Here is a 13367-nt window from a genome sequence, read left to right on the forward strand (position 1 = left end):
ATGCGTAAGCCAATAGTAGTATTAATCATCGTCGTGCTGGTGGCGCTCTATGCGTCGCTGTTTGTGGTGCAGGAAGGTCAACGCGGCATCGTACTGCGCTTCGGTAAGGTTCTGCGCGACGACGAAAACAAACCGCAGGTGTTTGAACCGGGTCTGCATTTCAAGATCCCATTCCTGGAAACGGTTAAAACACTGGATGCTCGTATTCAGACCATGGACAACCAGGCCGATCGCTTCGTCACTAAAGAGAAGAAAGATCTGATCGTCGATTCCTACATCAAATGGCGTATCAGCGACTTCAGTCGTTACTATCTGGCCACCGGTGGCGGCGATGTGTCTCAGGCGGAAGTACTGCTGAAACGTAAGTTCAGTGACCGTCTGCGTTCTGAAATGGGTCGTCTGGATGTTAAAGACATTGTGACCGATTCGCGTGGTCGTCTGACCACCGACGTGCGTGATGCGCTGAACACCGGTAGTGCAGGCAGCGATGACGAAATCGCCACCCCGGCCGCCGATGATGCGATTGCCAGTGCAGCGGCCCGCGTAGAGCGTGAAACTAACAGCAGCGAACCGGCACCGAACCCGAACAGTATGGCGGCGTTAGGTATTCAGGTCGTAGATGTACGGATTAAGCAGATCAACCTGCCGACCGAAGTTTCAGATGCGATCTTCAACCGTATGCGTGCAGAGCGTGAAGCCGTAGCACGTAGCCAGCGTTCACAAGGTCAGGAAGAAGCAGAAAAACTGCGCGCCCAGGCTGATTACCAGGTAACGCGTACGCTGGCCGAAGCCCAGCGTGAAGCGCTGATTACCCGTGGTGACGGTGATGCGGAAACGGCGCGACTGTTTGCTGCGGCATTCAGTCAGGACCCGGACTTCTACGCCTTTATTCGTAGCCTGCGTGCCTATGAAAACAGCTTCAATGACAATCAGGATGTGATGGTGTTAAGCCCGGACAGTGACTTCTTCCGATATATGAAGGCGCCCTCTAACGCGACACGTTAAGAACTGATATAACCTACAGGCCGACAATGTTGTCGGCCTTTTTTTTGGGTATCAGTATGAAAACAAGCATCTGGATGGCACTGGCGCTGGTATTAGTGCTGGAAGGGTTGGGACCGATGTTCATGCCACGCGCCTGGCGCCGCATGATTCTGGCGATGACGCAGCTGCCCGATCGCCTGTTGCACCGTTTTGGCGGCGGGCTGGTGGTAGCCGGAATGGTGATCTATTGCATGCTTAGCCTGCACGGCAACCTGTAACAACTGCTGGCCTGGTGCACAAATTGTGCCTGCTGCGCCTGTTTTCCCCAACATGTTGTAGTGATCAAAATGCTGGCAAAAAAGCGCGCAATCGTATGCTAAAAGTGCTGAAAACCACCGGATCAGATGGTAGAATCCTTTTTTAAGCAATCGGTGATTTTGAGAAATGGGTAAGAACGTCGTCGTACTGGGCACCCAATGGGGTGACGAAGGTAAAGGTAAGATTGTAGACCTTCTGACTGAACGCGCGAATTACGTTGTGCGTTATCAAGGCGGCCACAATGCGGGCCACACACTTGTCATCAACGGTGAAAAAACCGTCCTCCACCTGATCCCTTCTGGCATTCTGCGCGATAACGTCACCAGCATTATTGGTAACGGCGTAGTGCTCTCTCCTGAAGCCTTAATGAAAGAGATGAAAGGCCTCGAAGAGCGCGGGATTCCGGTACGCGAACGTCTGCTGATTTCTGAAGCCTGTCCGTTGATTCTGCAGTATCACGTTGCCATGGACATGGCGCGCGAAAAAGCGCGTGGTGCTAAGGCGATCGGGACTACTGGCCGCGGTATTGGTCCGGCTTATGAAGATAAAGTCGCACGCCGTGCACTGCGCGTCAGCGATCTGTTCAACAAAGAGACCTTTGCCGCCAAGCTGAAAGAAGTGGTCGATTTCTACAACTTCCAGCTGGTGCACTACTACAAAGAGCAGGCGGTCGACTTCGATAAAGTGCTGAACGATGTGATGGCGATTGCCGACATCCTGACCAGCATGGTGGTTGACGTCTCTGAGCTGCTGGACGGCGCGCGTAAGCGTGGCGATCTGATCATGTTCGAAGGTGCGCAGGGTACGCTGCTGGATATCGATCACGGTACCTATCCGTACGTTACCTCGTCCAACACCACCGCTGGCGGCGTAGCGACCGGCTCAGGCATTGGCCCGCGCTATGTCGATTACGTGCTGGGTATCGTGAAAGCGTACTCAACCCGCGTCGGTGCTGGTCCATTCCCGACCGAGCTGTTTGACGAAACCGGTGAGTTCCTGTGTAAGCAGGGTAACGAGTTCGGTGCCACCACCGGCCGTCGTCGTCGTACCGGCTGGCTGGATGCGGTTGCCGTGCGTCGTGCGGTGCAGATCAACTCTCTGTCCGGTTTCTGCATGACTAAACTGGACGTGCTGGATGGCCTGAAAGAGGTCAAAATCTGCGTGGCTTACCGGATGCCGGATGGCCGTGAAGTCACCACCACGCCGCTGGCGGCAGAGAACTGGGAAGGCATTGAGCCGATCTATGAAACGATGCCGGGCTGGAGCGAGACTACTTTTGGTGTGAAGACGCTGGAGGGCTTACCACAAGCTGCCCGCGACTATATCAAGCGTGTAGAAGAAGTGACGGGTGTTCCGGTTGATATTATCTCAACCGGCCCGGACCGCAGTGAAACGATGATTCTGCGCGATCCGTTCGACGCATAATCACCCAGGCCGGACCTTGTCCGGCCTTTGTTTTTCCACTCTTTGATGCCACTTAATTCCCCTTCGCTTGTCCAACCCGGTGCTGGCTTAAAAAAACGCACGGTTAATCAGACTCTGGTTTATCATCGTAGCCACTCGCATGGCGATCCGATTTATTCCTGACATCAATCGCAAGGCGGGTTATGCGATGCCACTTTTGATGATTCACTGAGGTTACTGTGCAGCTGACGAGTTTTACTGATTATGGTTTACGGGCCCTGATTTATCTGGCCGCGTTGCCCGAAGGCCAGCAGACCAACATCACTGAAGTGACCAACACCTATGGTGTGTCACGTAATCACATGGTCAAAATCATTAATCAACTGAGCCGGGCGGGATATATCGCAGCAACGCGCGGCAAAAATGGCGGGCTTCGTCTTGGCATGCCGGCCAGTCAGATTGTGATTGGCGACGTAGTGCGTAAGATGGAACCGCTACAATTAGTGGACTGCGCATCCTGTTCCATTACGCCCGCCTGTCGCCTGAAGAAGGCGCTACATGACGCGGTACAGCGCTTCCTGCAGGAACTGGATAGCTACACGCTGGCGGATTTGGTTGAAGGGAATACCCCACTTTATGAAATCATATTGTCCGAACCGCCGGTGGCAATAAATACTCAATGACATCGGAGGAACCGCTATGTCAAAAGATCCTTTTCAGGATAGAGAAGCTGAAAAATACGAAAACCCCATTCCAAGCCGTGAATTTATTCTGGCGCTATTAGAAAAACGCGAAAAACCGGCCAGCCGCGAAGAGCTGGCGCAAGAGATGAACCTGCAGGAAGAAGAGCATATTGAGGCGCTGCGTCGCCGTCTGCGCGCCATGGAGCGTGATGGTCAGCTGGTGTTCACCCGCCGTCAATGCTATGCCCTGCCGGAGCGTCTGGATCTGCTACGCGGGAAGGTCATTGGCCACCGTGATGGCTACGGCTTTCTGCGGGCAGAAGGTCAGAAGGATGACCTCTATCTCTCCGCCGAACAGATGAAGTTTTGCATGCACGGCGACGTCATTCTGGCCCAGCCGCTGGGTGCCGATCGTAAAGGCCGTCGCGAAGCGCGCGTGGTGCGGGTACAGGAACCACGCAATAACCAGATCGTTGGCCGTTACTTCACCGACGCCGGTGCTGGCTTTGTGGTGCCGGACGACAGCCGTCTGAGCTTTGACATCCTGATCCCACCGGAAGAAACCATGAATGCCCGCATGGGCTCGGTCGTGGTGGTGGAGTTAGTTCAGCGTCCAACCCGTCGCAGTAAAGCGATCGGTAAAGTGGCTGAGATCCTCGGTGATGATATGGGCACCAGTCTGGCGGTCGATATGGCGCTTCGGACCCATGAAATCCCACACAGCTGGCCGCCAGAGGTTGAAGCGCAGGTCAGTAAGCTGAAAGAAGAAGTGCCGGAAGAGGCCAAAAAAGGACGCGTCGACTTACGTAAGCTGCCGCTGGTCACGATTGATGGCGAAGATGCCCGTGACTTTGACGATGCGGTCTACTGTGAGAAAAAACGCGGTGGCGGCTGGCGGTTGTGGGTTGCTATCGCGGATGTCAGCTATTACGTCCGTCCTGGCACGCCGCTGGATGACGAAGCGCATCAGCGCGGTACCTCGGTCTATTTCCCGTCACAGGTGGTGCCGATGCTGCCGGAAGTGCTGTCGAACGGTTTATGTTCGCTCAACCCGCAGGTCGATCGCCTGTGTATGGTGTGCGAAATGACCGTTTCCTCAAAAGGGAAACTGACCGGCTTCAAACACTACGAAGCGGTGATGAATTCGCATGCGCGTCTGACCTACAATAAAGTCTGGAACATTCTGCAGGGCGACAAAGAGCTGCGTCAGCAGTATGCGCCGCTGGTTAAAGATCTTGAAGAGCTGCACAACCTGTATCAGGCGCTGGAAGCAGCACGTGAAGAGCGTGGCGGCATCTCGTTTGAGACCGAAGAAGCGAAGTTCATCTTCAACGCCGAGCGCCGCATTGAGCGTGTTGAGCGCGTTTCGCGTAATGACGCCCACAAGCTGATCGAAGAGTGCATGATCCTGGCGAATATCGCCTCGGCACGCTTCGTTGAGAAAAATCAGGAACCGGCGCTGTTCCGCGATCACGATCGCCCGACCGACGAAAGCATCAAGAGTTTCCGTACCGTGCTCAACGAGCTGGGACTGAGTCTGCCCGGCGGCAACAAACCGCAGCCGATCGACTATGCCGCACTGCTGAAGCAGGTGGCCGATCGTCCTGATGCGGAAATGCTGCAAACCATGCTGCTGCGTTCGATGAAGCAGGCGGTTTACGATCCGGAAAACCGCGGTCACTTTGGTCTGGCACTCTCGTCATATGCTCACTTTACCTCGCCAATCCGCCGCTACCCGGATCTGACATTGCATCGCGCCATCAAGTATCTGCTGGCAAAAGAGCAGGGTGAAGGTAAAGGTCTGGTACAACGCGCCATCAAATATCTGATGCCGAAAGACAGCAACGCGATCAAAGATCGGATGACTGCGACCGGTGGCTATCACTACGAAATGCCGGAGATGCTGCAACTGGGACTGCACTGTTCCCTGACCGAACGCCGGGCTGATGAAGCGACCCGCGACGTCGCGGACTGGCTCAAGTGTGACTTCATGCAGGATCAGGTCGGCAACGTCTTCAACGGCGTGATCTCCAGCGTCACCGGCTTTGGCTTCTTTGTCCGCTTGAGCGATCTGTTCATTGATGGTCTGGTGCATGTCTCGACGCTGGATAACGACTACTACCGTTTTGATCCGGTCGGTCAGCGTCTGATTGGCGAGTCCGGCGGCCGCACCTATCGTCTTGGCGATATTGTGGAAGTACGGGTCGAAGCGGTGCACATGGACGAGCGTAAAATCGACTTTGCCCTGATCTCCAGCCAGCGTCAGGTACGCGGCGAAGGTAAAACCGAGCGCGATCGGGCGAAGCGTGATGGCAAACCACCGTCTAAACGCCGTCGTGATGTCAGCAAGAAGTCCAATTTTGAGCCAGACGCTGCTTTCCGCGGTGACAAGGGCAGACCGGCAGCGGCAAAAACCGAGAAAAAAAGTAAAACCGTCTCGGAAAAAAGCCGTAAAATCGCCGCCGCCACGCGGGCTAAGCGCGCCAGCAAAAAAGCGCAAACTGACTGATGCGCATAGCCGCCCTTTCTCAGCCGGGAAAGGGCGGTAATTTATTCATTTCCACACACTGAGCAGATCGATGAGCGAAATTATTTTTGGTATCCATGCCGTGCAGGCGCTGCTGGAACGAGACCCACAACGTTTCCAGCAGGTCTTTATCCTCAAAGGCCGCGACGATCGTCGCCTGCAACCCCTGGTCGCCGCGCTGGAAGCTCAGGGGATCGTAATTCAACTGGCAGAGCGTAAGTGGCTGGACAGCCAGGTGGAAGGCGGCGTGCATCAGGGTATCGTGGCGCAGGTTAAACCGGGCCGTCAGTATCAGGAAGGCGATCTGCCGGATCTGCTGCAGAGCCTGGAAAAACCGTTCCTGCTGGTGCTGGACGGGGTTACCGATCCGCATAACCTCGGAGCCTGTCTGCGCAGCGCCGATGCAGCGGGCGTGGATGCGGTGATCGTGCCAAAAGATCGTTCCGCTCCGCTGAACGCCACCGCCAAAAAAGTGGCCAGCGGTGCGGCTGAGAACGTGCCGTTAATCCGCGTTACCAACCTGGCGCGGACGCTGCGCTTGCTGCAGGAGTACAACATCTGGGTAGTCGGCACGGCCGGTGAAGCCGATCACACCGTGTATCAGAGCAAAATGACCGGCCCGATGGCGCTGGTGATGGGCGCAGAGGGCGAAGGCATGCGTCGTCTGACCCGTGAACATTGCGATGAGCTGATCAGTATTCCGATGGCGGGCAGCGTCTCTTCGCTGAACGTCTCGGTCGCTACCGGCGTCTGCCTGTTTGAAGCGGTGCGCCAGCGCAACGCCTGATCTCCGATGTGATCCTCGCCACAAATTAGTTTCTGTACCAGGCATAACTGCGCGTCATTCGTATATACCCAAAGGATTTCGGGTTGCATTGAGGCGGCAAGAGAACGAATCCCGATGAGCTTACATGAGTAAGTGATTCGGGTGAGTGAACGCAGCCAACAAAAATGCAGCTTGAAAGACGACGGGTATACTTACTGAGTGACATCCGCGAGGAGTGGTTATGACCTGGACAACACACACCGTTTTTAATCAGCCCCATCCTCTCAGTAACAGCAACCTGTTCCTTTCCGATACGCCGTTGAGTGAAGCGCTACAGCGCGAGGGCGCGGAGTGGGATCGTGAATGGCTGGCTTCCGTCGGGCTGCAGCTTGGCAGCGCTGAATCACTGGAGCTTGGCCGGCTGGCCAATGCCGAACCGCCCGAACTGCTGCGCTACGATGCGCGTGGCGTGCGGCTCGATGAAGTGCGTTTTCATCCCGCCTGGCATCTGCTGATGCAGGGCGTCTGCGCCAGCCGTCTGCACAACCTCAGCTGGCAACCGACGGTGCGCGAACATGCCAGCGTGGCGCGTGCCGCCCGTTTTATTCTGCATGCTCAGGTTGAAGCGGGCACGCTCTGCCCGGTGACGATGACCCACGCGGCAATCCCGCTGCTTCAGACTTATCTGCCGGCCACGTTCGAAGGCTGGCTCGATCCGCTGCTCAGTGACCGGTATGACACCCATGCACAGCCCGGCGATCAAAAGCGCGGCTTGCTGATCGGCATGGGCATGACAGAAAAGCAGGGCGGCAGCGATCTGTTCACTACCACCACCCGCGCGGAGCCGCTGGGCGCGCGCGGCCCCGGTGAAATCTACCGGCTCACCGGTCATAAGTGGTTTTTTTCGGTGCCGCAAAGCGATGCGCATCTGGTACTGGCACAGACGCCGGCGGGACTGAGCTGCTTCTTCCTGCCGCGCCTGTTACCGGACGGTTCCCGCAATGCTATCCAGATCGAGCGGCTGAAAGATAAGCTGGGTAATCGATCCAATGCCAGCAGCGAAGTCGAGTTTCGCGACGCCACTGGCTGGCTACTGGGAGAAGAGGGGGAAGGGGTCCGGCTGATCCTGAAAATGGGCGGAATGACCCGTTTTGACTGCGCGCTCGGCAGTCACGGCCAGATGCGGCGGGCTTTTTCAGTTGCGCTCTATCATGCACACCAGCGCCAGGTGTTGGGTAAAAATCTGGTGGATCAGCCACTGATGCGTCAGGTGCTGGCGCAGCAGGCACTGCAGCTGGAAGGACAGACCGCCTTACTGATGCGGCTGGCCCGTGCCTGGTCGCAGCCGGCAAAACCGCATGAGGTTGCCTTTGCGCGCCTGTTTACCCCGGCGGCGAAATACCAGATATGCAAAGCAGGTGCGCCGTTTGTGGCAGAGGCGATGGAGGTGTTAGGCGGCATCGGCTACTGCGAAGCGAGTGAGCTGCCGCGGCTGTATCGCGATATCCCGGTTAACAGTATCTGGGAAGGGTCGGGCAACGTGATGTGTCTCGACGTGTTGCGCGCGCTTTCGCGGCAGAGCGATGCGGCAGAGATGCTCAGCCAGGAATTTGAGGCAGTCAAAGGCAGTAACCGCCATTTCGATGCGCGCTGGCGTCAGCTTCGTCTGCGACTGCACAAAATACCGGAGGCGCAGGCGCGTGAACTGACCCGCAGCCTGCTGCTGCTGGCAACGGGCGCACAGCTGCTGAAATATGCCGAGCCGCCGCTGGCGGATGGCTGGTGCCGGCAATGGCTCGATCAGCGCGGCTCACGTCCACTTGATGCCGCGCTGGCCGACCGCTTACTGGCCCGCGCCTGCGGTGGGTGAGGCTCCGTACAGGATCGCGCTGGCGTACCATAAGCCAGGCATCACCGTTTCACTCAGCGCCACGATCTGATAGTAGGTCGCACCGGACTGATTGGCCCGGGCGGCCACGGCGCGCTGTGCATCATCCGGTGAACCGTGCACGTTGACGGTGATATTGCCCAGCTTCGGTAAACCGGCGCTTTGCGCCCGTGAAATTTCCTGCGCCTGTTGCGTCGGCGCGGGCGGCGCTTTTGGGGTCGTCTGAAACGCAGAACAGCCTGCCAGTGACAGGCTTAACACCAGTAAGTAAGCGAAACGCATAGGAAAACCCTCATTCAGGACGAAGCATTAAGTGTATGCCATCGTCCCGAATGCCGTCAGGATTTGAGGCTAAAAACGCTGACCAGCTGGGTCAGGTGATGGCCTTTATCACTCAGGGTCTGGGCGCTACTTTCCGCCTGCGCCACCAGTTCGCTGTTCTGATGCGTCGCCTGGCTGATCTGGTTCATCGCCAGATTAACCTGACCAATGCCGGCAGCCTGCTGTTGCGCCGCCACGTTGATCTCGCCCATCAGCGCCTGGACCTGCTCAATGTGCGTCACGATGTGGGTCATCGCGTCGCGGGTCTGCTCAGATAACAGATGGCCTTCCGCCACATTGCCGATTGAGGTGGCGATTAGCCCATCAATCTCTTTCGCGGCCTGCGCCGAGCGCTGCGCCAGCGCCCGTACTTCGGCAGCTACCACCGCAAATCCGCGTCCCTGTTCACCGGCACGCGCGGCTTCAACCGCGGCATTCAGCGCCAGGATATTGGTCTGGAAGGCGATAGATTCGATCACATGGGTGATATCCGCAATGCTTTGCGACGAGATTTTAATGGCCGACATGGTGTTAACCGAGCGCACCACGGTCTGGCTGCCCTGGCTGACGATAGCGCTGGCTTCAGACACCAGCGACATCGCCTGGCGCAGGCTATCGGCGGTATGTTCTACCGTCGCACCAAACTGCTCCATGCTGGCCGAGGTCTGCTCGACGCTGCTGGCCTGACGCCCAATCTGCTCGCTGATATTGTGGCTGCTGGCGGCGATGGTATCGGTGCCGTCACTGATCTCCTGCGCGGCGCTGCGCACCTGACCGACGATCTTCTCCAGACCATCGCCAATGCCGTTGATGGCGTTGATCAACTGGCCCACTTCGTCGCGACGTGGCGTATCGAGATGCACCTGCAAATTACCGGCGGCATACTGCTGCGCCAGATGAATCACCTGCTGCAGCGGACGGGTAATCGCCCGGCGGCTGTACCAGACAAAGCCAAGCGCAAACACCAGCACCAGCGCCAGGCCGGTGAGTAAAAACAGGTTACGACTGTGGGTAATCGGTGCCAGCAGGCTGGCGCGGTTAACCTCACCAACAATCACCCAGTTCCAGCCCGGTAACTGCTGCCAGGCCAGCATGCGGTTCTCTCCGGCCATCTCCACCTGCCGTATCCCTTGCGGCTGGGTCAGCAGTTGCTGCTGTATCGCGTTATCCCAGCCCGGCAGTTTCCCTTCGTTGTGCTGATCAAACAGATACTGACCCTGAGCGCTGCCGGGCGCGCCGTTGATCACATAAAAGTGGCCGCTGTCGCCCAGCCGACGCGCGAGGATTTTCTCACGCATCAGGGCGTATTGCTGATCGATACCGACCCCGACAAACAGAATGGCGACTACCGTGCCGCTGGCATCTTTGACCGGCTGATACTGGGTGATGTAGCGATGGCCAAACAGCGTGGCGAGGCCACGGTAGATTTCCCCCTGATGCACGCTTTTCCAGGCGGCGCTGGCGCGATCGAGCTGGGTTCCGATGGCGCGACTGCCATCCTGCTTCTTCAGCGAGGTGGAAATGCGGATAAAGTCTTCGCCGTCACGCACGAAAATGGTGGCGACCGCAGCAGTGCGTTCGGTGAAATCGTCCACCGCTGTCTGGTCGAGGTTGAGCGTCTTTAAGCCAGCACGCAGCACCGGCGTCGAAAAGCTGCCCACCTGCACCCGGGCACTTTCATCGAGGCTAAAGCGCCTGGGTAAAAAGCTGGTAAACAGATTGGTGTAGTTGCTCACCTCTTCGGAAAGCGTGGCGTTGAACATGGTCGCCATTTCACTGATGCCCTGCACCTGATTGTGCATATCATCAATCGCGAGGTTTTCCAGCTGGCGTGAGGCGGTGTGGCTCTGGGTCAGCGTCAGAACCAGCAGTAATAACGCTACGCTGAGAGACGTCAGTACAGACAGCTTAACTCCAAGACTCAGGCCGCTGAGAGAGAGACGCTTCATAAATTACCTTTGATCACATTGGGGGGATACCGGATCAACGGCAGCAACGCGAAAAAGTTTAGGCCGCAAGCTGACGACCGGCAGCGGGGGAATGGCTTCGCAAATGTTGTGGCAGAACGTACACTCAAAGCCTGTGCTTCGCCCCTTTCAGGAGAGAATATGATTGAACTCACCACGGAAACGCTGGCAGGAATTGAGTGTCTGCACGCCGCGCCAGCTGGTCAGCGCCGTAACCGGCTGCCGACAGTGCTGTTTTATCACGGCTTTACGTCGTCGAAAGAGGTCTATGCCTATTTCGCCGTCGCCTTAGCGCAGGCCGGATTCCGGGCGGTGATGCCGGATGCGGATCTGCACGGCGCACGCTATCACGGCGATGCCGAAAGCCGCCTGAGTCACTTCTGGGATATCCTGAAAAAAAATATTGATGAGCTGCCGCAGCTGGAATCGGCGCTGCGCGCTGACGATCTGATCGCCGGTGAGCGGTTTGCGGTCGCCGGGGCGTCGATGGGCGGCATGACGGCGCTGGGGGCGATGGCCCGCTATCCGCAGATCCACAGCGTCGCCTGCATGATGGGTTCCGGCTACTTTATGCAGCTCAGCCAGACGCTGTTTCCGCCGCTGGTGGTGCGCTCGCCGGAACAGCAGGCACAGTTTGATGCCCGGATGGCACCGCTGGCGGAATACGATCCCAGCACCCGGCTGGACACGCTGGCCAATCGTCCGCTGCTGCTGTGGCATGGTGAAGCTGATGAGGTGGTGCCCTTTGCTGAAAGCGCCCGCCTGGAAGCCGCGCTGCGCAGCAAAGGATTAGCGCAGCATCTGACGTCACTGTCGGAACAGCAGATTGGACATAAGATTACGCCGTCAGGTTTGACGGCGCTGGTGAGCTTCTTTAAGCATCAGCTTTAAACATCAGACGTAAAAAAGGGCGGAGGGGTCTGCTCCGCCCTGGCCTGACCCGTTTATTAGCGGGCAGTGAACCGTTCTGACAGTCGGGCTGGCGCACTGATCGGATTACTCTCCGGTGCATCCAGTCGATTAACGTAGACATAACCCTCAGCCGCTTTGCTGCTGTGACTTCTCATCTGCTGCGCACAGTCAGCATTGCTGGCAAGAGCGGGTAGAGACAGGAAGAGACCCAGTAAAGTGGCGATGACGTACCTTTTCATGGCCGACTCCTCACTTCAGGGAAGACACTCTGTTAGACGCCGGTAAGCCAAACCGTAACGTCTGCATTAAGTTTAGCGACTGGCGATATTATCGCCAGATCGTCTGCCTGAACCTCTTCATCAGCCTTTTTGAATAATCGCTGCTTAACGCGCTGTATTCATATGATTAGCACGAAAAGCCTGCGTATCTGGCACGCCGGATGGCATTTGTTGAAATGTGCGCTTGAGTTTAGTGGCCCCCGCCAGTATGATTACGCGTCAATTTTTCAGCCGCATTCTCAGGCTGTGTCCCACAAGCGCTCGTCACAACGAACTTTTGTGGGACACAGCCTATAACGTTCCTTGCTTCCATGGGCCGCGGTTGACCCCGACAGGAGGCTGAATAATCCGTAAGGAGCAATTTCGATGCGTCATTACGAAATCGTATTTATGGTCCATCCTGACCAGAGCGAACAGGTTCCGGGCATGATCGAGCGTTACACTGGTGCCATCACTGGTGCACAGGGCACGATTCACCGTCTGGAAGACTGGGGCCGCCGTCAGCTGGCTTACCCGATCAACAAACTGCACAAAGCGCACTACGTTCTGCTGAACGTTGAAGCGCCGCAGGAAGCGATCGATGAGCTGGAAACGAACTTCCGCTTCAACGACGCCGTTATCCGTAGCATGGTTATGCGCGTTAAAAACGCGGTAACTGAAGCATCACCGATGGTTAAAGCGAAAGACGAGCGTCGTGAGCGCCGCGAAGATTTTGCTAACGAATCCGCTGATGACTCAGATGCTGGGGATTCTGAAGAGTAATCCATCGTGACGGTTAATCGACTGCGCTTGTCTGGCACGGTGTGCAAGACGCCGGTTCGAAAAATTAGCCCGTCAGGAATTCCGCACTGTCAGTTTGTGCTTGAGCACCGCTCAGTGCAGGAGGAGGCCGGGTTTCACCGGCAAGCCTGGTGTCGTATGCCGGTGATTATCAGCGGCACTGCCCATCAGGTGATTACTCAACATATAACGGTCGGCACGCAACTCATACTCGACGGTTTCATTAGCTGCCATCAGGCACGCAATGGCCAGAGCAAAATGGTGTTACATGCCGAGCAGATTGAATTGATAGATTCTGGAGACTAGCCAAATGGCACGTTATTTCCGTCGTCGCAAGTTCTGCCGTTTCACCGCGGAAGGCGTTCAAGAGATCGATTATAAAGATATCGCAACGCTGAAAAACTACATCACTGAAAGCGGCAAGATCGTACCAAGCCGTATCACTGGTACTCGCGCAAAATACCAGCGTCAGCTGGCTCGTGCTATCAAGCGCGCGCGTTACCTGTCTCTGCTGCCGTACACTGATCGTCATCAGTAAT

14 protein-coding genes are annotated in these 13367 nt (G+C 56.7%); 11 read left to right on the forward strand and 3 right to left on the reverse strand.

Translation table 11 applies throughout. The features are described from left to right. From hflC to ACLIBF_RS02635, 7 genes are all read left to right on the forward strand, one after another. Positions 1-1005: a protease modulator HflC gene (gene hflC / locus ACLIBF_RS02605; protein WP_031376419.1), complete on the forward strand. Its 1005-nt coding sequence runs from the start codon at positions 1-3 to the stop codon at positions 1003-1005. A 56-nt stretch (positions 1006-1061) separates the two neighbouring features. Continuing rightward, a complete protein-coding gene (locus ACLIBF_RS02610; RefSeq protein ID WP_031376418.1) occupies positions 1062-1262 on the forward strand; it encodes a DUF2065 domain-containing protein in 201 nt (66 codons plus the stop codon). Between the two features lie 166 nt (positions 1263-1428). Beyond that, positions 1429-2727: an adenylosuccinate synthase gene (locus ACLIBF_RS02615; protein WP_031376417.1), complete on the forward strand. Its 1299-nt coding sequence runs from the start codon at positions 1429-1431 to the stop codon at positions 2725-2727. A 218-nt stretch (positions 2728-2945) separates the two neighbouring features. After that, a complete protein-coding gene (gene nsrR, locus ACLIBF_RS02620; RefSeq protein WP_031376416.1) occupies positions 2946-3389 on the forward strand; it encodes a nitric oxide-sensing transcriptional repressor NsrR in 444 nt (147 codons plus the stop codon). A 16-nt stretch (positions 3390-3405) separates the two neighbouring features. Continuing rightward, positions 3406-5898, forward strand: a complete 2493-nt coding sequence (gene rnr / locus ACLIBF_RS02625; protein ID WP_069729037.1) for a ribonuclease R — start codon at positions 3406-3408, stop codon at positions 5896-5898. Positions 5899-5968: 70 nt separating this feature from the next. Beyond that, positions 5969-6703: a 23S rRNA (guanosine(2251)-2'-O)-methyltransferase RlmB gene (gene rlmB, locus ACLIBF_RS02630; protein ID WP_031376415.1), complete on the forward strand. Its 735-nt coding sequence runs from the start codon at positions 5969-5971 to the stop codon at positions 6701-6703. Positions 6704-6923: 220 nt separating this feature from the next. Further along, positions 6924-8552: an isovaleryl-CoA dehydrogenase gene (locus ACLIBF_RS02635; RefSeq protein ID WP_279810027.1), complete on the forward strand. Its 1629-nt coding sequence runs from the start codon at positions 6924-6926 to the stop codon at positions 8550-8552. On the opposite strand, the gene bsmA is transcribed toward ACLIBF_RS02635, so the two are convergent. Together bsmA and ACLIBF_RS02645 are read right to left on the reverse strand one after the other, a co-directional pair. Continuing rightward, a complete protein-coding gene (gene bsmA, locus ACLIBF_RS02640; protein WP_031376413.1) occupies positions 8526-8852 on the reverse strand; it encodes a biofilm peroxide resistance protein BsmA in 327 nt (108 codons plus the stop codon). The genes ACLIBF_RS02635 and bsmA overlap by 27 nt on opposite strands. A 56-nt stretch (positions 8853-8908) precedes the next feature. Then, a complete protein-coding gene (locus ACLIBF_RS02645) occupies positions 8909-10840 on the reverse strand; it encodes a methyl-accepting chemotaxis protein (protein ID WP_031376412.1) in 1932 nt (643 codons plus the stop codon). 159 nt (positions 10841-10999) lie between these two features. Here ACLIBF_RS02645 and yjfP point away from each other — a divergent pair, with 159 nt between their 5' ends. Next, positions 11000-11749: an esterase gene (gene yjfP / locus ACLIBF_RS02650; RefSeq protein WP_046289270.1), complete on the forward strand. Its 750-nt coding sequence runs from the start codon at positions 11000-11002 to the stop codon at positions 11747-11749. Positions 11750-11805: 56 nt separating this feature from the next. Here the strand turns inward: yjfP and ACLIBF_RS02655 are convergent, their stop codons facing one another. After that, positions 11806-12009 carry a hypothetical protein gene (locus tag ACLIBF_RS02655; RefSeq protein ID WP_031376411.1) on the reverse strand — a complete coding sequence of 68 codons (204 nt, stop codon included), beginning with the start codon at positions 12007-12009 and terminating at the stop codon, positions 11806-11808. A 405-nt stretch (positions 12010-12414) separates the two neighbouring features. Here ACLIBF_RS02655 and rpsF point away from each other — a divergent pair, with 405 nt between their 5' ends. The 3 genes from rpsF to rpsR are packed head-to-tail and all read left to right on the forward strand — an operon-like array spanning position 12415 to position 13366. Then, a complete protein-coding gene (gene rpsF / locus ACLIBF_RS02660; RefSeq protein ID WP_031376410.1) occupies positions 12415-12810 on the forward strand; it encodes a 30S ribosomal protein S6 in 396 nt (131 codons plus the stop codon). 6 nt (positions 12811-12816) lie between these two features. After that, positions 12817-13134 (forward strand): primosomal replication protein N, encoded by a 318-nt coding sequence (gene priB / locus ACLIBF_RS02665; protein ID WP_046289269.1) that lies wholly within the window; start codon positions 12817-12819, stop codon positions 13132-13134. Positions 13135-13138: 4 nt separating this feature from the next. After that, complete coding sequence (rpsR, locus tag ACLIBF_RS02670) at positions 13139-13366, forward strand: 30S ribosomal protein S18 (protein WP_000135199.1); 228 nt, start codon at positions 13139-13141, stop codon at positions 13364-13366. Position 13367: the final 1 nt, after the last annotated feature.

Source organism: Pantoea sp. PGP6 (assembly GCF_053474785.1).

Excerpts from the sequence above, each read along its gene's own strand:
- hflC (WP_031376419.1), top strand. The coding sequence starts at position 1 with ATGCGTAAGCCAATAGTAGTATTAATCATCGTCGTGCTGGTGGCGCTC.
- ACLIBF_RS02610 (WP_031376418.1), top strand. The coding sequence starts at position 1,062 with ATGAAAACAAGCATCTGGATGGCACTGGCGCTGGTATTAGTGCTGGAA.
- ACLIBF_RS02615 (WP_031376417.1), top strand. The coding sequence starts at position 1,429 with ATGGGTAAGAACGTCGTCGTACTGGGCACCCAATGGGGTGACGAAGGT.
- rnr (WP_069729037.1), top strand. The coding sequence starts at position 3,406 with ATGTCAAAAGATCCTTTTCAGGATAGAGAAGCTGAAAAATACGAAAAC.
- rlmB (WP_031376415.1), top strand. The coding sequence starts at position 5,969 with ATGAGCGAAATTATTTTTGGTATCCATGCCGTGCAGGCGCTGCTGGAA.
- ACLIBF_RS02635 (WP_279810027.1), top strand. The coding sequence starts at position 6,924 with ATGACCTGGACAACACACACCGTTTTTAATCAGCCCCATCCTCTCAGT.
- bsmA (WP_031376413.1), bottom strand. The coding sequence starts at position 8,852 with ATGCGTTTCGCTTACTTACTGGTGTTAAGCCTGTCACTGGCAGGCTGT.
- ACLIBF_RS02645 (WP_031376412.1), bottom strand. The coding sequence starts at position 10,840 with ATGAAGCGTCTCTCTCTCAGCGGCCTGAGTCTTGGAGTTAAGCTGTCT.
- yjfP (WP_046289270.1), top strand. The coding sequence starts at position 11,000 with ATGATTGAACTCACCACGGAAACGCTGGCAGGAATTGAGTGTCTGCAC.
- ACLIBF_RS02655 (WP_031376411.1), bottom strand. The coding sequence starts at position 12,009 with ATGAAAAGGTACGTCATCGCCACTTTACTGGGTCTCTTCCTGTCTCTA.
- rpsF (WP_031376410.1), top strand. The coding sequence starts at position 12,415 with ATGCGTCATTACGAAATCGTATTTATGGTCCATCCTGACCAGAGCGAA.
- rpsR (WP_000135199.1), top strand. The coding sequence starts at position 13,139 with ATGGCACGTTATTTCCGTCGTCGCAAGTTCTGCCGTTTCACCGCGGAA.